This is a genomic window from Rhodococcoides sp. S146-33 (assembly GCF_059489205.1).
Window position 1 is genome coordinate 173,947 of record NZ_JCAJWY010000004.1, and the last position, 19,309, is coordinate 193,255.

At 65.1% G+C, this 19,309-nt stretch carries 15 protein-coding genes; 2 read left to right on the plus strand and 13 right to left on the minus strand.

The genetic code is table 11. From position 1 onward, the window contains the following. Positions 1–2: 2 nt before the first annotated feature. The 11 genes from obgE to AC5WEY_RS18715 form a co-directional block, all read right to left on the minus strand. Positions 3–1,454: a GTPase ObgE gene (gene obgE, locus AC5WEY_RS18665; RefSeq protein ID WP_032368196.1), complete on the minus strand. Its 1,452-nt coding sequence runs from the start codon at positions 1,452–1,454 to the stop codon at positions 3–5. Positions 1,455–1,625: 171 nt separating this feature from the next. Beyond that, positions 1,626–1,889, minus strand: a complete 264-nt coding sequence (gene rpmA, locus AC5WEY_RS18670) for a 50S ribosomal protein L27 (RefSeq protein WP_032379202.1) — start codon at positions 1,887–1,889, stop codon at positions 1,626–1,628. A gap of 59 nt (positions 1,890–1,948) precedes the next feature. Then, complete coding sequence (gene rplU / locus AC5WEY_RS18675; protein ID WP_027497555.1) at positions 1,949–2,260, minus strand: 50S ribosomal protein L21; 312 nt, start codon at positions 2,258–2,260, stop codon at positions 1,949–1,951. Between the two features lie 235 nt (positions 2,261–2,495). Further along, positions 2,496–5,924: a translation initiation factor IF-2 N-terminal domain-containing protein gene (locus AC5WEY_RS18680; RefSeq protein ID WP_495647021.1), complete on the minus strand. Its 3,429-nt coding sequence runs from the start codon at positions 5,922–5,924 to the stop codon at positions 2,496–2,498. Between the two features lie 502 nt (positions 5,925–6,426). Beyond that, entirely contained in the window at positions 6,427–6,840 is a 414-nt protein-coding gene (gene ndk, locus AC5WEY_RS18685) for a nucleoside-diphosphate kinase (RefSeq protein WP_057479881.1), read from the minus strand. 67 nt (positions 6,841–6,907) lie between these two features. After that, a complete protein-coding gene (locus tag AC5WEY_RS18690; RefSeq protein ID WP_032379204.1) occupies positions 6,908–7,297 on the minus strand; it encodes a DUF4233 domain-containing protein in 390 nt (129 codons plus the stop codon). After that, on the minus strand, positions 7,294–8,724 hold the full coding sequence (gene folC, locus AC5WEY_RS18695) for a bifunctional tetrahydrofolate synthase/dihydrofolate synthase (protein WP_495647022.1): 1,431 nt from the start codon (positions 8,722–8,724) through the stop codon (positions 7,294–7,296). The genes AC5WEY_RS18690 and folC overlap by 4 nt, the downstream gene beginning before the upstream one ends. Continuing rightward, positions 8,725–11,394: a valine--tRNA ligase gene (locus AC5WEY_RS18700; protein ID WP_495647023.1), complete on the minus strand. Its 2,670-nt coding sequence runs from the start codon at positions 11,392–11,394 to the stop codon at positions 8,725–8,727. Between the two features lie 9 nt (positions 11,395–11,403). After that, the gene (locus tag AC5WEY_RS18705; RefSeq protein ID WP_495647024.1) at positions 11,404–13,395 is read right to left on the minus strand and encodes a prolyl oligopeptidase family serine peptidase; all 1,992 of its coding nucleotides are present in this window, start codon (positions 13,393–13,395) and stop codon (positions 11,404–11,406) included. 24 nt (positions 13,396–13,419) lie between these two features. After that, complete coding sequence (locus AC5WEY_RS18710; protein WP_032379207.1) at positions 13,420–14,202, minus strand: SigB/SigF/SigG family RNA polymerase sigma factor; 783 nt, start codon at positions 14,200–14,202, stop codon at positions 13,420–13,422. Continuing rightward, positions 14,202–14,633, minus strand: a complete 432-nt coding sequence (locus tag AC5WEY_RS18715) for an ATP-binding protein (protein ID WP_057479877.1) — start codon at positions 14,631–14,633, stop codon at positions 14,202–14,204. Before AC5WEY_RS18715 ends, AC5WEY_RS18710 begins: the two co-directional genes overlap by 1 nt. Before the next feature lie 183 nt (positions 14,634–14,816). Here AC5WEY_RS18715 and malQ point away from each other — a divergent pair, with 183 nt between their 5' ends. Next, positions 14,817–16,967 (plus strand): 4-alpha-glucanotransferase, encoded by a 2,151-nt coding sequence (malQ, locus tag AC5WEY_RS18720; protein ID WP_495647025.1) that lies wholly within the window; start codon positions 14,817–14,819, stop codon positions 16,965–16,967. 60 nt (positions 16,968–17,027) lie between these two features. Further along, positions 17,028–17,873 carry a formate dehydrogenase accessory sulfurtransferase FdhD gene (fdhD, locus tag AC5WEY_RS18725; RefSeq protein ID WP_495647026.1) on the plus strand — a complete coding sequence of 282 codons (846 nt, stop codon included), beginning with the start codon at positions 17,028–17,030 and terminating at the stop codon, positions 17,871–17,873. Here the strand turns inward: fdhD and AC5WEY_RS18730 are convergent. Beyond that, positions 17,850–18,497 carry a CoA transferase subunit B gene (locus AC5WEY_RS18730; RefSeq protein WP_495647027.1) on the minus strand — a complete coding sequence of 216 codons (648 nt, stop codon included), beginning with the start codon at positions 18,495–18,497 and terminating at the stop codon, positions 17,850–17,852. The two genes, fdhD and AC5WEY_RS18730, sit on opposite strands and share 24 nt — an antisense overlap. Continuing rightward, on the minus strand, positions 18,494–19,243 hold the full coding sequence (locus AC5WEY_RS18735; RefSeq protein ID WP_495647028.1) for a CoA transferase subunit A: 750 nt from the start codon (positions 19,241–19,243) through the stop codon (positions 18,494–18,496). Before AC5WEY_RS18735 ends, AC5WEY_RS18730 begins: the two co-directional genes overlap by 4 nt. Between the last annotated feature and the right edge of the window lie 66 nt (positions 19,244–19,309).

Below are 19,309 nucleotides of genomic sequence, written 5' to 3' on the forward strand. Positions count from 1 at the left end.
GTCTACTCCTGTTCGGTATCGAGCCCGCGACGTACCTGGCGGGCATGCTTGCGTTCGGATGCGCCGATGCGCTCGACCTGATCGAGTCGAGCATCGGTGCCGCGGCCGGTCATGGTGATCTCGACACCGGCCGGAGTCTGCGGCTCCCAGTCGAACGAAACGTCGCCGATGGTGACCGAGGCACCCGGTTGGGCACCGGCCTTGATCAACGCATCCTCGACGCCGAGGCGTGCGAGACGGTCTGCGAGGTAGCCGACGGCCTCGTCGTTGGTGAACTGCGTCTGGCGAACCCACCGCTCGGGGCGCGTTCCCCGAACGATGAAGCCGTCCGGGATGTCCGGGTCCTTGACGACCTTGAAGCTGTCGTCGTTTCGAGCGACCGGACGCAGCACCTGACGACGCGGCTCCGGTGCCGGGTGGGCCGTGCGGTAGTCCTCGACGAGCTTCGCCAACGCGAACGTCAGTGGCTTGAGGCCGGCGCGCGTCACTGCGGAGATGGTGAACACCGGCCAGCCGCGGGACTCGAACTCGGCGGTCACCATCTCGGCGAGTTCCGCACCCTCTGGGATGTCGGCCTTGTTCAGTACGACGATGCGGGGTCGGTCGGCGAGGTCGCCGAGGCTGGCATCGCCGGACAGGGCCGGCTTGTATGCGGCCAACTCGGCTTCGAGAGCGTCGACGTCGGAGATCGGATCACGACCCGGATCCAGTGTTGCGCAATCGACTACGTGTGCGAGCACGGCGCAACGCTCAAGGTGTCGCAGAAAGTCCAGCCCGAGACCGCGCCCCTGACTCGCACCGGGAATCAATCCGGGTACGTCCGCAACGGTGAACGTGGTGTCGCCGCTGGAAACTACGCCGAGATTCGGTACCAGTGTGGTGAAGGGGTAGTCGGCGATCTTGGGCTTCGCTGCGGAGAGCACCGAGACCAGCGACGACTTGCCGGCCGACGGGAAACCGACGAGACCGACATCGGCGACGGACTTCAGCTCGAGGACGAGCTCGCGCTCGATGCCCTCTTCGCCGAGCAGCGCGAAACCGGGTGCCCGACGAGCCTTGGATGCGAGTGCAGCGTTGCCGAGACCACCACGTCCGCCCGGGGCCGCGTCGAAACGTGTTCCCTCACCGATCATGTCGGCGAGGACGTTGCCCTTCTTGTCGAGAACCACAGTGCCGTCGGGAACCTTGAGAATCAGGTCCTCGCCGTTGGCACCCTCACGGTTACCGCCCATGCCCTGAGTTCCGTTGCCCGCCTTGGCATGGCTGGAGAAGTGGAAGTCGAGCAGAGTGTGGACGTTGCTGTCGACGACGAAGATGACACCGCCACCCTGTCCGCCGTTTCCGCCGTCCGGACCACCGAGAGGCTTGAACTTTTCGCGGTGAACCGAAGAGCAGCCGTTGCCACCTTTGCCGGCGCTGACGTGCAGCACCACGCGGTCGATGAATCGTGACATAGCTGTCTTCGATCCTTTCTGAGAAAAAGCAGGAGAAAAAAGCGATAGGGGCGGACCGGTCTCGTGACCCTGGTCCGCCCCTATCGGGAGCTGTGAACGTACGCCGTGAGTGTCCGACCGAGCAGTTACAACTCGGATCGATCACCTACCAGCGCGAGCGCTGCAGAAGGACTAGGCCTCTACAGCGACCGGAACGATGTTCACGGTCTTGCGTCCGCGCTTGGCACCGAATTCGACTGCGCCGGGAGCGAGTGCGAACAGGGTGTCGTCGCCGCCACGGCCGACGTTGACGCCGGGGTGGAAGTGCGTGCCGCGCTGACGGACCAGGATCTCGCCTGCGCCGACGGTCTGGCCGCCGAAGCGCTTGACGCCGAGGCGCTGTGCGTTCGAGTCGCGACCGTTACGGGAGCTTGATGCACCCTTCTTATGTGCCATGTTGCATACCCTCCTCGGGGTGAATCAGCTGAAAAGAACTCGGGTCCGGTGAGACCTGGTTACTTGATGCCGGTGACCTTGAGGACAGTCAGCTTCTGCCTGTGTCCCTGACGCTTGTGGTATCCGGTCTTGTTCTTGAACTTGTGGATGCGGATCTTCGGGCCCTTGGTGTGCTCGACGATCTCACTGGCGACCGAGATCTTCGCCAGCTTGTCTGCATCTGTGGTCAGGTCGGATCCGTCTACGACGAGGACCGGAGCAAGCGAGACAGCAGTGCCGGGCGCTCCCTCGATCTTCTCGACCTTGACGAGGTCACCAACAGCGACCTTGTACTGCTTTCCGCCGGTCTTGACGATCGCGTACGTTGCCATCGGAGGGCTACCCCTTGCTTCTTCGAACTTGCTCGCGCTGCGCATGGCAACACGACTGGTCTGGTATTACGTGTTTGCTTGCTCCCACACGGCCGGTAGCGACGTTGACCATCACGACCGACCCGAGAACCGTTGTCACCTGCAGGACCACTACGGCACAGCAGAACGGTGTCACCGGGAGCGACTTTCCAAGGTTACGGCAGAGAGACGGCCAGGGTCAAACTGCCCTCTCCTGCTAGACGTCGATGTCCACCGGGGGCCCGGCGGGCCGTGCCGCGGCGCGCCGCCTGCGAGGTCGTGCTGTCGGCACCTCCACCGGCTCGACGGGTTGCTCGGCCGCCGACGTCAGCGGTTCCGACACCTCGGCTTCGGTGGCCTCTGCCCCACCGACAGAGGCGGCGTCGCTCGAAACCGGCACCACGAGAACCACACCGGCGTCCGGTGCCGCACTGGTCGGAGCAGCCGCCTTCCGCGCGACCCGGCGTCCACGCCGAGCCTTCGGTGCCACCGGTTCGACCTCGGCGGGCGGCTCGGCGGCAGTCCGGTCGGCTGCCGACTCGGTGGTCTCGGCAACGAGAGCGCCGTTCGACTCCGCATCGGCGACCGATGCGGCAGCAACGTCGACATCCTCGGCAGAGACAACCGTCACCTCAGCAGCTGCCTCCGGAGTCTCACGTGCAGGCGGTGTCTCGACATCGGCGGGGCTGACGTCGGCCACCACGTCGTCGTGGTGTGCCGCCATCGCCAGGGCGACAGGGTGCGCCCGCTTGATCGACGGGTCGACAACGGGATGCTCGGCCCCGTCCACGGCTCCCGACTGGGAGTTCGCGGTGGTGCGCTCGCTGCCGTCGTTCCCGTCGGCCTTGTTGTCCTTGCCTCGTCGCCGCCTGCTGCTCGTGCCCGAGCTGCTCGACTCCGAGCGCGACGAATTCGAGCGGCCGTCGTTGTCCGGCTTGGCGTCGATCGGGAACGGATGCACGATGATGCCGCGTCCCTGGCAGTGCTCACAGTTGGTGGAGAACGCCTCGACGAGCCCGGTGCCGAGCTTCTTTCGAGTCATCTGCACCAACCCGAGCGAGGTCACCTCGGAGACCTGGTGACGCGTGCGGTCACGACCCAGCGCCTCGGTCAGTCGACGCAGCACCAGATCACGGTTGGATTCGAGCACCATGTCGATGAAGTCGACCACGATCATTCCGCCGATGTCGCGCAAGCGCATCTGACGGACGACTTCCTCGGCCGCCTCGATGTTGTTGCGGGTGACCGTCTCTTCGAGGTTGCCGCCCGAACCGGTGAACTTGCCGGTATTGACGTCGACAACGGTCATCGCCTCGGTGCGATCGATCACCAGGGTGCCGCCGGAAGGCAGCCACACCTTGCGATCGAGGGCCTTGGCCAGCTGCTCGTCTATGCGGTGCGCGCCGAAGACATCGACCGAACTGCCGTTGGCCTCGTACCGATGCAGCCGCTCCATCATGTCGGGAGCGACGGTCTCGACATAGTTCGACGTGGTCGTCCATGCCTTGTCGCCCTCGATGACGAGCTTCGAGAAGTCCTCGTTGAACAGGTCACGAATGACCTTGACGAGCATGTCGGGCTCTTCGTAGAGGGTCTGCGGCTGCACACCCTTGCCGGTCTCGGCATTGGCCGAGCGCTCCTCGATGCTCGCCCACTGCGCCTGCAGTCGCGTCACATCGCGGGCAAGTTCTTCCTCGCTGACGCCTTCGGCCGCGGTCCTGATGATCACGCCCGCCTCGGGAGGAACGATGTCCCGGAGAATGTCCTTCAGCCGCTTGCGCTCGGTGTCGGGCAGCTTGCGGCTGATGCCGGTGGAGCTACCGCCGGGCACGTAGACGAGGAAGCGTCCTGCGAGGGAGAGCTGCGTCGTCAGACGAGCGCCCTTGTGCCCTACGGGATCCTTGCTCACCTGGACGAGAACCTGATCGCCCGGCTTGAGAGCCTGTTCGATCTTTCGCGAGTTGCCACCCAGGCCGGCGGCGTCCCAGTTGACCTCACCGGCGTACAGCACACCGTTGCGGCCACGGCCGATGTCGATGAAGGCGGCTTCCATGCTCGGCAACACGTTCTGGACGCGTCCGAGATACACATTTCCGACCATGGACGCGGTGGCGCTGCTGGTGACGAAGTGCTCCACGAGCACGCCGTCCTCCAGCACAGCAACCTGTGTGGTCAACGGGTGCTCAGGGGTGGCCTTCTCGCGCACGACCATGACCCGGTCCACGGACTCACGCCGCGCCAGGAACTCGGATTCGGTCAGAATCGGCGGTCGACGACGACCGGCATCGCGACCGTCGCGTCGCCGCTGACGCTTGGCCTCGAGTCGGGTCGAGCCGGTGATCCCCTGGACCTCGTCCCTGGGCGCGCGGCTCTTGTTCCGCGGCTCCCGCTCGTGCACGACGGTGTTCGGCGGGTCGTCCTCGGACGCTGCGGCCTCGGCCGCTACCTCGGCTCCGGTCTTACGACGACGGCGGCGACGGCGACGGCGGCTGGAACCGTCTCCTTCCGAACCACCGTTGTCGGCGTCGTCGTAGTTGTCCTGCGCATCCGAATCCGACTCGTCGTCCTTGTCCTCGGCCGAGGCATCCGCTGAGCGGGTGTCGTCCGCGGAATCGTTCGAGTCGGAGTTCTGGCGATCCGAGGATCGGTTTCGGGAGCGCGACCGACGCGAACGTCGGCCCGATCCCGACTGCTGGTCGTCACCGGCAGAGGACTCGTCCGTGTCCGCGTCGAGTCCATCGGTCGACTCTGCGTCGGCAGAGTCGGTGCTGTCGGTGCCGGTGTCGCTGCTGGAGTCGTCGTCCGCATTCTCGTCGGTCGAGTTCTCGTCCGAGAACTGTTCTCCACGACCACGCCCCCGGCCGCGACGCCCCCGCCGCCGGCGCCGTGGCTGCGACTGGTCATCGTCGCCGTCGTCGTCCGTGGAACTGTCGGACGCAGTCGACTCGTCGGTCTCGGTCCCGTCGGTCCGAGATTCGGCCGCCTGGACCCCGGCGGTCGTCTCGGCCGCGGAGGTCGTGTCGGCGGTCTCGGTGGCGTCGGCGTTGGCCGCCTCGTCCTTGGGCGCTGCCTTGCGACTGCGCCGACGACGTGCCGGGGGCTCTGCCGGTGACTCGACGGACTCCGGTGCCGCAGCATCCACGGCGGCGGGCTGCAGAAAGAGCGGGGTGGCAAACGTGGTTGCCGTGGGCTGGTCGGTCGTCGCCGCAGGCTGGGCAGCCCCGGGTTCGGCCGCGGCTGCGCTGGTGAACAGCTGGGGCTCGGACCACGAGGTCTCGGGCGACGGCACGTCGACGGGAGGGACCTCGGACGGAGCGCTCGACTCGGGCCGTTCGGCGGGCGAATCGACCACCGGTGCTGCGGGAGCGTTCACCGAGTCGCGGACGGACTCCGCAACGTCGCGGCTCAAGCTCGACTGGGCGCTGCGCGCTTCGATGCCGAGTTCACCCAGGGTGACGAGCAACTGCTTGCTGGTGACCCCGAGAATCTTGGCCAGTGCATGTACACGCAGCCTGGTGGGGAGCTCGATGGTGTCGGGTTGCGCCTGGGACGCCATGCCTGTTTCCACAGGGGGCACCGCATCGTCGCGCTCCGGACCTCCCACGTTCTCGTTCTGTACATCTTCGGGCGGGCTTTGATCGGCCACGTAGTCTCCTCGGGCCCCCGGGCGCGTTCATCCGATGACGGGTGTGACGCGGCCACGCGAGGGCAATCCTTGTGTACTCACGTCGGGTTGGACGTCAGCTGTTCTGTCTCGCTCCGCATTCGAGCCGATGACCACGTCGGAGTTCTCGGTGGTCGACGACAACGTGTGCAGTGCCTGGCTGGATGGTGGTGTCCCGGCGATCCGAGCGCCTGATCATCAAGCAAGAACGCGAACGAGCCTGTCTCTCGTTCGAGCATCTGCGATGACGGGCAGCGGATAGACGACAGTCATCCGATCGAATCCACGACACGGGTCTAGCGAACTTCGGTGAAGCCGTGACTTCGGTGGAGCGTGAAACCTGTACGTACTCGTGCTGTGGAGTCGATCTCCGTCGAGTATCCCATACGCGATGATGCGTACTCGCCACGCCGCACCGATCGGGTACCGAGCGGTTGCGGCGTGGCTGCGCGGATGCGTTGCTGTACTGCCGAGGATGGGACCGTCAGACCAGGCCTGGGAACCAGAGGGCGATCTCGCGTTCGGCCGACTCGACGGAATCCGACCCGTGCACCAGGTTCTGCTGACCGTCGAGCGCGAGGTCACCTCGGATGGTGCCGGGTACGGCCTTGGCCACCGGGTCGGTGCCTCCGGCGATCTGTCGGAAGGCGGCGATGGCACGGGGGCCTTCGAGAACGGCGGCCACGACGGGTCCGGACGTGATGAACTCGAGCAGATCGGGGAAGAACGGCTTGCTCTCGTGCTCCGCGTAGTGAGCCGAGGCCAGTTCACGGGAGACGGTCTTGAGCTCGAGTGCAACGATGCTCAGACCCTTCTTCTCCACGCGGCCGAGGATCTCTCCTACGTAACGCCGGGCAACTCCGTCGGGCTTGATCAGTACAAGGGTGCGGTCGGTCACGTCGACGACAGTAGTGGACCCGAGCCCAGCCGGACGCGGCGCATCGCCGAAACAGGTGCGATCCCTGTCAGTCCCGCTGCCCCGGCAGCATTCCGCGCCGGATCCGTTCGGTGATGTCGCGGCGCAGGTAGAGCAGATACAGCCAGACCGCGATGAAGATCAGGCCGACGGCTCCGATCGAGAGGTGGAACACGGCCCCGGCCAGCACGAACAGCTGAAGAATCAGATTGAGCTTCATCGCCCACGGCTCCCCCTGCTTGCCGGCCGCGAGAATCATCACGACCGCCAGCGCCACGATGTACGTCGTCGAGAACCAGGTCGCGCCGCCGCCGAGGGTCGCCACCACCGGCAACGCCAGCAGTGTGACGATGGCTTCGAGGACGAGGGTTCCCGCCACGACGCCGCGGAAGCCCTTCCACGGGTCGTTCGTGGGTGGTCGAAACTCTGGCTCGCTCACGCGGGGTCCTTTCCGAACAGAGTGCGAGCTGCGCCGACGGTCACCACGGATCCGGTGACGACCACCCCGGCACCGGAGACTGCTTCTCCCGGCTCGGCGACTTCCTCGGCCAAACCGATGGCTGTCTCGAGGGCGTCGGGCAGGGTCGATGCCACGACGACGCGTTCGTCGCCGAACTTGGCCACGGCGATGTCGGCCAGTGCGTCCACATCCATCGCCCGTGCCGACCCGTTGTGGGTGACGACGATGTCGTCGAAGACCGGCTCGAGTTCGTCGAGAATGGCTCCGACGTCTTTGTCCGCCATGACGCTGACGACGCCGACAAGTTTGCGAAAGTCGAACTCGTCGTTGAGGGCCGCTGCGAGGGCTGCGGCTCCGTGCGGGTTGTGCGCAGCGTCGAGGAACACGGTGGGGGCATTGCGGACCCGCTCGAGTCGCCCCGGATTGACGATTGTCGCGAATGCGGCGCGAACGGTGTCCTGATCGAGTTGACGATCCGGGCCGGCACCGAAGAACGCCTCGACCGCCGCCAGCGCGAGGGACGCATTGTGAGCCTGGTGTTCGCCGTGCAGCGGAAGAAAGATGTCGGTATACACCCCGCCGAGCCCCTGAAGTTCCAGTTGCTGACCGCCCACTGCGATCTGCCTGCCGAGCACGGTGAATTCCGATTCCGCTCGCGCTACCGCAGCGTCCGCTTGCACTGCCGCCCGCAACAGAACATCCGATACTTCGGGCTTCTGCTTCGCCAGGATCGCGACGGTGTCCCGTGGCACGAGCGACTCCGGTGCCTTCTTGATGATCCCCGCCTTCTCCCCTGCGATCGTCGCCAGGTCGTCGCCGAGGAATTCGACGTGGTCGAGCCCGATCGGGGTGATCACCGCGACCTCGCCGTCGACGACGTTGGTGGCGTCCCAGCGTCCGCCGAGCCCGACCTCGATGACGGCGACCTCCACCGGAGCCTCGGCAAACGCGGCAAACGCCATTGCCGTGACCACCTCGAATTTGCTCATTCGTGGTCCGCCCGCGGCCTCGGATTGCGCGTCGATCATCTCGACGAACGGTGCGATCTCGTTGTAGGTGTCGACATAGAGCCGCGGAGACACAGGACGCCCGTCGATACTGATCCGCTCGGTGGCCATCTGCAGGTGCGGGCTGGTGGTGCGGCCCGTGCGTCGGTGGAAGGCAGTGAGCAGGGCATCGATCATGCGCGTGACCGAGGTCTTGCCGTTGGTACCTGCCACATGGATCGACGGATACGCCTTCTGCGGCGAGCCGAGAAGGTCCATCAGCGCCGAAATCCGAGCCGTCGACGGCTCGATCTTCGTTTCCCCCCAGCGCTTGTCGAGCTCGGCCTCGACCAGCGCCAGTTCGGCGAGATCGACCGGACTCGGCGGCGGCGTCGGTAGGGCGTCGTCGGGCTCGGTCACTTAGTTCCCCATCGATTCGATGCGCGCGGTGATCCGGACGATTTCTTCCAGGGCGATGGACTGTCGCGTTCTGATCTTGTCCACCACCGCATCCGGGGCCTTCGCGAGGAACGCCTCGTTACCGAGCTTGCCGGTGGTCTGCGCCAACTCCTTCTCGGCGGCGGCGAGATCCTTCACGAGTCGAGCGCGTTCGGCGACCAGGTCGACGGTGCCCGAGGTGTCCAGCTCGACAACCACAGTCGCTTTGCTCAGTCGCACCTCCACCGACGCCGTGGCCGCGAAGTCCTCGGCCGGTTCGGTCAGTCGGGCCAGCGCGGTGACCGCCGAGATCTGTCCGTCGAGATCGGCTTCGGACACTCCGACGATGCGGGCCGCGACCTTCTGGGACGGCTTGAGTCCTTGATCGCTGCGGAATCGGCGAATCTCGGTGGTGAGTCGCTGCATATCCTCGATGCGTTGTGCTGCAATCGGATCCAGAGAATCGCCGGCAGGGCTCGGCCACGCCGCAATCACCAGTGACTCGCCGCCGGTGAGGACCTTCCACAGCGTCTCGGTGACGAACGGGATCACCGGATGCAGCAGGCGCAGCAACGCGTCGAGCACGTTCCCGAGCACTCCGCGCGTGGTGGCGGCGATGGCCTCGTCGGCGAACTGAACCTTGGCGATCTCGAGGTACCAATCGCAGACCTCGTCCCAGGCGAAGTGGTAGAGCGCCTCACAGGCCTTACTGAATTCGTAGCGATCGAACGCCGAATCCACTGCTGCGCGAACCTGTTCGAGCCTGTCCAGGATCCACCGGTCGGCGTCGGTCAGCTGGGCACGCGGAGGTAGGTCTGCCGGTGCCGCACCGTTCATCAGGGCGAACTTGGTGGCGTTGAAGAGCTTGTTCGCGAAGTTGCGCGAGGACTGCGCGTGGTCCTCGCCGACCGACATGTCCGCACCCGGGTTGGCACCGCGAGCGAGCGTGAAGCGCAGCGCATCCGCACCGAATCGGTCGACCCAATCGAGCGGATCGATTCCGTTGCCGCGCGACTTGGACATCTTCTTGCCGTACTGATCGCGAATCAATCCGTGCAGGAACACATCTCGGAACGGAACCTGCGGTCCCTGCTTGCCCGCGGTGATCGCATCGTCGGCTCCGACGTAGGTGCCGAACATCATCATGCGGGCGACCCAGAAGAAGAGGATGTCGTACCCGGTGACGAGAACACCGGTGGGATAGAACTTCTCGAGATCAGCAGTGGCTTCCGGCCACCCCATCGTCGAGAAAGGCCAGAGTCCGGACGAGAACCAGGTGTCGAGGACGTCGGGATCCTGCTCCCAGCCCTCGGGTGCACTCTCTCCCGGTCCGAGGCAGACGGTCTCACCGTCGGGTCCGTACCAAATCGGAATCCGATGCCCCCACCACAACTGGCGCGAGATGCACCAATCGTGCATGTTGTCGACCCAGGAGAACCAGCGCGGTTCCTGGCTTTTGGGGTGAATGACGGTATCGCCGTTGCGCACTGCGTCGCCGGCAGCTTTCGCCAGACCGTCGACCTTGACCCACCACTGCAAGGACAGACGCGGCTCGATCGGCTCGCCGCTGCGCTCGGAATGGCCGACGCTGTGCAAGTACGGACGCTTCTCGGCGACCACGCGGCCCTGTTCGGCGAGAGCTTCACGAACCTTGACGCGCGCCTCGAAGCGGTCCATACCGTCGAATTGTGTTCCGGTGTCCGTGATTCGGCCGGCCTTGTCCATGATCGACGGCATCGGCAGCGAGTGCCGCACACCCATCTCGAAGTCGTTGGGGTCGTGTGCCGGGGTGATCTTCACTGCGCCCGTGCCGAATTCGGGATCGACATAGTCGTCGGCGATGATCGGGATCTGCCGACCGGTGAACGGGTGCTCGAGGGTGGTACCGACCAGAGCCTTGTACCTCTCGTCGTCGGGGTGCACCGCTACCGCGGTATCGCCGAGCATCGTTTCCACTCGCGTGGTCGCGACGATCACATGCGGCTCGGAATCCTCGAGGGAGCCGTAACGGAGCGACACGAGTTCGCCCTCGACGTCCTCGAACTTGACTTCGATGTCGGAGATGGCCGTCTGCAACACCGGCGACCAATTGACGAGCCGCTCTGCGCGGTAGATCAAGCCGTCGTCGAACATCCGCTTGAACATGGTCTGCACGGCCTCGGACAGACCGTCGTCCATGGTGAACCGCTCGCGGCTCCAGTCGACACCGTCGCCGATGCGTCGCATCTGGCCGCCGATGGTTCCGCCGGATTCGCGCTTCCAGTCCCAGACCTTGTCGATGAACAGCTCGCGGCCGAACTCTTCCTTGGTCTTTCCGTCCGCTGCGAGCTGCTTTTCCACCACGGTCTGCGTGGCGATGCCCGCGTGGTCCATGCCCGGTAGCCACAGCACCTCGAACCCGAGCATCCGCTTGCGGCGGCTCAGCGCATCCATCAGGGTGTGATCCAGAGCGTGCCCCATGTGCAGGCTGCCGGTGACATTCGGTGGAGGCAGCACGATGGAGTACGGCGGCTTGCCGCTGGCGGCGTCGGCCTCGAAGTACCCGGCGTCGACCCAGGAACGGTACAGCTCGGCCTCTACTTCACTCGGGTCCCAGTTCTTGGGCAAGCGGTCTGCTGGATTGTCGGGTGTCTCTGGCACGGAACTGGTCACCGGGCGATTCTAGTGGCCGAGGATTCGCGGCATCGACGCGCTCTCACCCAGTACGTGCTGCGACAGGAATGCCAGCACCACCTCGTACCAGACCTTCGCATGCTGCGGGCTGAGGATCCAGTGGTTCTCGGCCGGGAAGTAGAGGAATCGGTGCTCGGTGTTGCCCTCGTCGTCGGCGGGCAGACCCGACTCGCTGAGCAGCTCGTACCACAACCGGAGCCCCTCACCGATCGGCACGCGATAGTCCTTGTCGCCGTGGATCACCAGCATCGGCGTCGCGATGTCCGCCACGAACAGGTGCGGGGAATTCTCCACGGCCATCTCCGGCGACATCTCCCGCGCCCAGTACCACGGTGCGTCCGTCGTCGGCCCGAATTGATCGAGTGCCCACAGACTCGCGTGGGTGACGATGGCATCGAACCGGTCGGTGTGACCCGCGATCCAGTTGGCCATGTATCCGCCGAAGGATCCGCCCATGGCAGCGGTGCGGGTGTGGTCGATGTCGGGCCGCTCGACGGTAACGTCGGTCAACGCCATCAGATCGGTGAACGGGGCTTTGCCCCACGCGCCCCACCCTCGCTGCACGAACTCCTGGCCGTAGCCGGTGGACAATGCCGGGTCAGGCAGCAACACCGCGTATCCACGGGCGACCATCAGCCACGGATTCCATCGCCACGACCACGTGTTCCAGGAACCGAGCGGGCCGCCGTGCACCCACAGCAGCAACGGGGCGGGTGCGGCCTCGGACGCGCCGTCCGGCAGCGCCAGCCAGCCGCGCACTCGGGCGCCGTCGGCGACGATCGTGTCGATCTCCGTGAGAGTTCCGGGCAACGGGCCGTGATCGATGCCTATGTCGAATGCACTGACGGTGCCGTCGGAGAAGTCGATCGACACCGGATGCGGCGCAGCCAGATACGAGGCGGCCAGCGCCAACACCCGGGTGCCGTCCGAGGACACGTGCACATGTGTGTAGGCATCGTCCGTCTGTGTGAGCCGACGCGGTTCCGCGCCGTCGCGTACGACGAAGATCGGCGACCGCCCGTCGTCGTCCGCAGTCACGAGCAAGCCCGATCCGTCCGGGAGCCACACCGGGTCGCTCGGCCAGCGATCCCAGCCGGGTGCCAGATCCGACACCGAAGAGTCCCCGAAGTCGTATCGATGAACAGTCAGTCGAGGAGCATCCTCGGGGGTGGACATAGATTCGCGCACGAACGCCACGGACGATCCATCGGGTGAAATGGCCGGGGCACCGAGATCGGCCGCGGCGTCGTCGACGATCGTGGTTCGCTCCCCCGTCTCGGTGTCGATGCGCACCAACACGGTTCGCACCGTCGCCAAGGCACCGGGTACCGACCAGGTGGACACGACGAACGAACCGTCGGCACTGACATCGAACGCCGCCTCGTGCAGGCCGGTCCGCGCATCGGGGGTCAGGTCACGAAGTGCCGTCGCACCGTCCGCCGATCCAGCGAACAGATGTGGAGTCGCCGGACCCAGATCGTGATCCCAGTACCGCACCGGAACGCCGGTGTGCAGAATGGCATCCACCTTGTTCGCCGTCCGCTCAGTACGCAGAGCGTCGTCGTCCTCCTCGGTGGACGACGAGCCGAACACAGATGAGAATCCGACGACGCCGGCCCCCGTAGCAACGGCCCGAATTCCGCTCACTCCCGCAGATCGAGTCTCGAGCACTCTCGCCTCGCCCCCTGCTGCGGGCAGAATCCACAACCGAGCCGGATCGTCCTTGCTCGTCTTACGCGAGAACAACAGGTCTCCGCCAACGGTGAACACCGGTGCGCTCTCGCCTAGCTCGCCGTGAGTGATGCGTCGAGCAGGCTTCCTGCCGTCGACATCGAGCTCCCACAACGACGTCCGACATGCCGTACGCGAATCATCGAGTGCAGCAACAGCTATCACCGCTCGCGAGAAATCAGGGCTCACCGCCAGATCGGTCACTCGCCGAGCACCGATGTAGGAGTCGACGTCGTCGTAGATACTCATGCACCGAGCCTAGCCAAGGCAGACTCAGTCCTCGCCGAGATCCTCGCGAAGCTGGGCGAGAGTACGAGCCAGAATCCGCGAGACGTGCATCTGCGAAATTCCCACCTTCTCCGCGATCTGCGTCTGGGTCATCGACCCGAAGAACCGGAGCACCACGATGCGCCGTTCCCGCTCGGGCAGCTTCTCCAGGGCTGGACGAACGGCAAGATAGCTCTCCATCTTTTCCAGTTCGGGATCGTCCGCGCCGAGGGTGTCCATCAACGGGAGGCGGTCCTCGCTGACCACCGAGTCGACCGACACGGTCTGGTACGCGCTGCGCGCAAGCAACGCCTGTGACGCTTCTTTGACGTCGATTCCGAGTTCGACGGCGATCTCACTGGCCGTCGGTGCTCGACCCAATTTCTGCGACAGCGATCCCACCGCCTGCGAGATCATCGAGTTCAGTTCCTTCATGCGCCGCGGCACCCGAACCGACCATCCCGCATCGCGGAAGTAGCGACGAGCTTCGCCCATGATGGTGGGCACGGCGAACGAGACGAAGTCCGATCCGCGCTCGATGTCGAATCTGTCGACAGCGTTGACCAAACCGAGACGGGAGACCTGCAGCAAGTCCTCGTGGGCCTCACCGCGACCCCCGAAGCGGCGTGCGATGTGTTCGGCGAGCGGGAGGCAACGGGTGATGATGCGATCACGCAGTACCCGACGCTGCGGCGAGTTCTCGTCGAGCGCCTGCATCTGCTGGATCAGGGCGACCACATCGCTGTAGTCGTCGGACTCTCGCCGCGTGCTTCGTTCGTGCACCGGCACTAGATCGTGCTCCTCCGCTTGACCACGTCGATGGCAACCGTTCGAGCCGCATCGCTGTCGTCTGCGTCGTGTGCGCGCAGCTCGATGGAATCGGTCAGGGTTTGCAGAACGTGCCAGCCGAAGCTGTCCTTCTTCGGCACCGACGCGGCCGCCACCGTGGACGTGACGACGATCCGGATCCCGGAGTCACTCACCGAGAACAGGCACGAGAGCTCGGAACCATCCACCGAACCCTTGATCAGCTGCGAACACACTTCGTCCACGACCAGCTTGACGTCGGCGATGTCGTCGAGCGTGAAGTCGCTCAGTACGACGAGAGTTTCTGCGACGGCGCGTACCACGGGTAGCTGATCGGCCTCGGCGCGCACCCTCAGCTCGACCGGTGCACCGGAACCTCTCTCCAGTTCTTCGATCTTGCTGACCCCAGCCATCCGCACTCCCCATCGTCGCCGCGCACTGTTTTACCGTTTGCCGGGCAAGACTACCCAGCCGACCAGGTTTCAATCCTCACGGTTCGGGAATCGGATCGTCCCGCGCCGCAGCCGGACGAACGATCGATGAACGACCCGGCGGCCCGGGTGACGCATGGGCGGCGAACTGGCACGATCGACATCGTGGATCACTCGCAGGCACTTCGCACTCTCGCCCGACGTCTCGGCACTTCGACCTCGTACCGAGGCTGGGACGACACCGAACACGAGGTGAGCGACGACACGCTGCAACAGGTGCTCACCGCACGTGGCTACGCCACCGAGTCGGCCGAGGACGTCGACCGAGCACTGGCCGATATCGACAACGCACCGTGGCGACGGCTGCTACCTCCGGTGGTCGTGGCCACGCAGGGAACCGATGCCGTGGTGTGGGTACATGTGCCGCACGGCAATCCGGTGGAGGTCTCGATGGTCTCCGAGGACGGCGAGACCATCGCCGTGCCGCAAGCCGATGTGTGGGTCGATCCCCGCGACGTCGACGGCCGCCTGATCGGTCGGGCCACGTTCGTGATTCCCGGCAGCGCACCCCTCGGATGGCACACTCTGACGGCGACGACGATCAGCGAGGACAACACGGTCCGAACATCGGAAGCCGTTGTAGTGGTCACACCGAAGTCGTTGTCACCCAACGCCGAACTGGCGGACCGTCAGCGAACGGGGCTACTCACCCAGCTGTACTCGGTGCGATCGAGACGGTCGTGGGGAATCGGCGATCTCGGTGATCTCGAGGACATGGCCGAGATCGCCGGCCGCGAACACGGATTCGACTACCTTCTCGTCAATCCACTGCACGCCGATCGACCCACCACCCCGGTGGAGGCTTCGCCGTACTTGCCGACCACGCGCCGATTCTTCAACTCGCTCTACATTCGGGTCGAGAACATTCGCGAGACCGCACAACTCTCGCCGAAGCAGTTCGGCAAGGTGCACGACGCAGCGAGACGGTTCGACAAGGCGAACACACGAACCAAGAAGCTGAATCGAGACCGGACGTTCACGGCGAAACTCCGTGCCCTGGAACGCGTTCACAAGGTCGAGCGCAGCCCGGCTCGCGAATCCGCGTACCGTGCATTCGTCGAGCGCGAGGGCAACGGTCTCCGCGACTTCGCAGTATGGAGTGCGCTTGCGGAGAAATTCGGCCCGCAGGATCCGATCTGGACCGATCGAGCGGCGCATCCGCGAACCGACTTCGTCCGAGAGCAACGCGCGAAGCTGGCCGATCGCATCGATTTTCACATGTGGCTGCAGTGGATCTGCGACGAGCAACTCGCCGCCGCGCAACGCGGTGCGCTCGACGCGGGGATGGACATCGGCATCATGCACGACCTTGCGGTCGGTGTGGCCCGAGGCGGAGCCGACGCCTGGGCCCTCGGCGACGTGCTCGCCTCGGGCGTCACGGTGGGCGCGCCGCCGGACAATTTCAACCAGCAAGGCCAGAACTGGAACCAGCCGCCGTGGGACCCGGACCGCCTCCGAGAAATGGCGTACATCCCGTATCGAGACATGCTGCGCACGATCCTTCGTCACGCCGGCGGCATCCGCGTCGACCACATTCTGGGCCTGTTCCGACTGTGGTGGATTCCGCAGGAGGCCGAGAATGCCGGTGGCGGAACGTATGTCGAGTACGACCACGAAGCACTGATCGGCATCCTGGCGCTGGAGGCAGAGCGGGCCGGCGCGGTGGTGGTCGGTGAGGATCTCGGCGTCTTCGAACCGATGGTGCAGGAATATCTCACCGAACGCGGCATTTTCGGCACCTCGATCCTGTGGTTCGAAGCCGACGATTCCGGACCGATCGCGCCCGAGGAATACCGCAGTCTCTGCCTGACCTCGGTGACCACGCACGACCTACCACCCACGGCCGGGTATCTCCGAGGTGAGCACATCGACCTGCGATCACGCCTCGGCCTGCTCGAGCGCGACATCGAGGCCGAGAAGGAGGTCGACACACGCAAGCGCGAGGCGGTTCTCGATCTGGCGCGCGATCGCGGGTTGCTCGACACCGACACCGCAGCCGACGATCATCGAACGGTGGAAGCGCTGCACCGACTGGTCCAGCGCAGCCCGTCACTGTTGATCGGTGTTGCTCTGGTCGACGCCGTCGGCGAACATCGCATCCAGAACCAGCCGGGTACCGACGAAACCCAGTACGAGAACTGGAAGGTTCCGTTGGCCGACGCAGAGGGCAGGCGTGTGCTGGTCGAGGATCTCGTCGACCATCCCCGGATGGTGTCGTTGACGGCGGCTATGGCCACCGAGTCGACGGACCGATGACACCGAGGTCCACAATCGAAGAATGAACTACCGCATTCGCCACGAAGACAGCCGGTACTGATGGGGCGCATCACTGCTCGCAGGCCGGTGGTCCGCCTCCGGAACGGACACCGCGTCGAGCGCCCGGACACCCTGGTGGTGGAAGAACCGCTCGAGTTGCGGGTCGACGGCAAGGCATTGGCCGTGACCATGCGCACCCCCGGACACGATGTGGAGCTGGCACACGGCTTCATGCTGACCGAAGGCGTGATCGCCTCGGGAGCCGACATCGCGGCAGCTCGTTATTGCGACGGGGTCGACGACGAGGGCGCGAACACGTACAACGTCCTGGATCTCACGCTGGCCCCGGGCGTCGCGCCCCCGGAGACCGGAGTCGAACGGAACTTCTACACGACGTCGTCGTGCGGGGTGTGCGGTAAGGGATCCTTGGATGCAATTCGACTGCGCACCAAGCACTCCCCCGCGGCCGACACGGTCGTCGTCACCTCGGAGACCCTCGCCGGGTTGCCGGACACCCTGCGCGCTGCGCAGAAAGTCTTCGATGCGACCGGAGGTCTACATGCCGCGGCACTGTTCACCGCCGACGGCGAGATGTTGGTGTTGCGGGAGGACGTCGGACGCCACAACGCCGTCGACAAGGTCGTCGGCTGGGCCGTGACCAACGATCGAATTCCCTTGCGCGGCACGGTACTGATGGTCAGTGGCCGCGCCTCGTTCGAACTGGCACAGAAGGCCGTCATGGCCGGCATACCGATCCTCGCGGCAGTCTCGGCACCGTCGTCGCTGGCGGTGGACCTCGCGACCGAGTCGGGTCTGACGGTCATCGGATTTCTCCGAGGTCGGTCGATGAACCTCTACTCCCACACCGACCGCGTCGAGGTCTCAGACGGTGCTGTCGACCAGTAGTTCGGCCGCAGTAGCGTTCACGACGTCGTTCACGGACACACCCGGTGCGGTCTCGACGAGACGGAGACCGTTCTCGGTGACGTCCAGGACGGCCATGTCCGAGATGATCCTGTGCACGCAGCCCTTACCGGTCAACGGCAAGGTGCACTGTTCGAGAATCTTCGGTTCGCCCTTGCGCGAGACGTGCTCCATCATCACGATCACGCGCCGCGCTCCGTGCACCAGATCCATCGCGCCGCCCATACCCTTGACCATGTGCCCGGGGATCATCCAGTTCGCCAGATCGCCGGTGGCACTGACCTGCATCGCACCCAGCACTGCGACGTCGACCTGGCCACCGCGGATCATTCCGAACGACTGCGCGGAGTCGAAATAGGAGGCACCGGGAAGGACGGTGATGGTTTCTTTCCCTGCATTGATGACCTCGGGATCCAGTTGGTCCTCGGTGGGGTACGGGCCGACTCCGAGGACTCCGTTCTCGGAGTGCAGGATCACCGAGATGTCGGTGGCGATGTAATTGGGTACGAGCGTGGGCATGCCGATGCCCAGGTTCACGTACTGTCCGTCACCGAGTTCCTGTGCCACCCGAGCGGCCATCTGTTCGCGGGTCATCTTCTCGCTCATGCTCGTACCGTCCTCTGCTCGATGCCGACCTGGACCGGGCCTACGTGGACCACCCGCTGCACGTGGATACCCGAAGTGTGCACTTCGTCCGGCCCGATCTCGCCGGGCTCGACGAGATGCTCGACCTGCGCGATGGTGATCCGACCCGACTCTGCGGCAGGTGGATTGAAGTTCCGCGCGCTGGCGTGGAACACCAGGTTTCCGTGCCGATCGCCCTTCCAGGCGTGCACGAGCGCGTAGTCGGCGACGATGCCGCGCTCGAGAACGTAAGTGAGGCCGTCGAATTCGCGCGTTTCTTTGGGCGGACTGGCCAGGGCGATACCTCCGCTGCCGTCGTAGCGCAGCGGGAGTCCACCGTCTGCAACCTGCGTCCCGACGCCTGCCGGGGTGAAGAAGGCCGGAATTCCGGCACCGCCGGCGCGCAATCGTTCGGCAAGAGTGCCTTGGGGTGTGAGTTCGACTTCGAGTTCGCCGGACAGATACTGCCTCGCGAACTCCTTGTTCGACCCGACGTAGGAGCTGATCGTTCTGCGAATACGGTGCTGTGCCAACAGAACTCCGAGACCGAATCCGTCGGTTCCACAGTTGTTGCTGATGGTCTCGAGGTCGGTGGCACCCTGCGCGAGTACTGCGTCGATCAAGATCTCGGGCACTCCGACCAGTCCGAATCCGCCCACGGCAAGCGAGGATCCGTCCGGAATGTCCGATACGGCTTCGGTGGCGCTGGCCACGACTTTGTCCAACATGAGATCCACGCTACCCGAAAACGTGCGTTATGTGAACACCTTGCCACCATGCGAACACCACCGTAG

What these genes read in the sequence shown, in the direction of transcription:
- obgE (WP_032368196.1), bottom strand. Translation starts at nt 1,454, where the DNA reads ATGTCACGATTCATCGACCGCGTGGTGCTGCACGTCAGCGCCGGCAAA.
- rpmA (WP_032379202.1), bottom strand. Translation starts at nt 1,889, where the DNA reads ATGGCACATAAGAAGGGTGCATCAAGCTCCCGTAACGGTCGCGACTCG.
- rplU (WP_027497555.1), bottom strand. Translation starts at nt 2,260, where the DNA reads ATGGCAACGTACGCGATCGTCAAGACCGGCGGAAAGCAGTACAAGGTC.
- AC5WEY_RS18705 (WP_495647024.1), bottom strand. Translation starts at nt 13,395, where the DNA reads ATGAGTATCTACGACGACGTCGACTCCTACATCGGTGCTCGGCGAGTG.
- AC5WEY_RS18715 (WP_057479877.1), bottom strand. Translation starts at nt 14,633, where the DNA reads ATGGCTGGGGTCAGCAAGATCGAAGAACTGGAGAGAGGTTCCGGTGCA.
- fdhD (WP_495647026.1), top strand. Translation starts at nt 17,028, where the DNA reads ATGGGGCGCATCACTGCTCGCAGGCCGGTGGTCCGCCTCCGGAACGGA.
- AC5WEY_RS18730 (WP_495647027.1), bottom strand. Translation starts at nt 18,497, where the DNA reads ATGAGCGAGAAGATGACCCGCGAACAGATGGCCGCTCGGGTGGCACAG.
- AC5WEY_RS18735 (WP_495647028.1), bottom strand. Translation starts at nt 19,243, where the DNA reads ATGTTGGACAAAGTCGTGGCCAGCGCCACCGAAGCCGTATCGGACATT.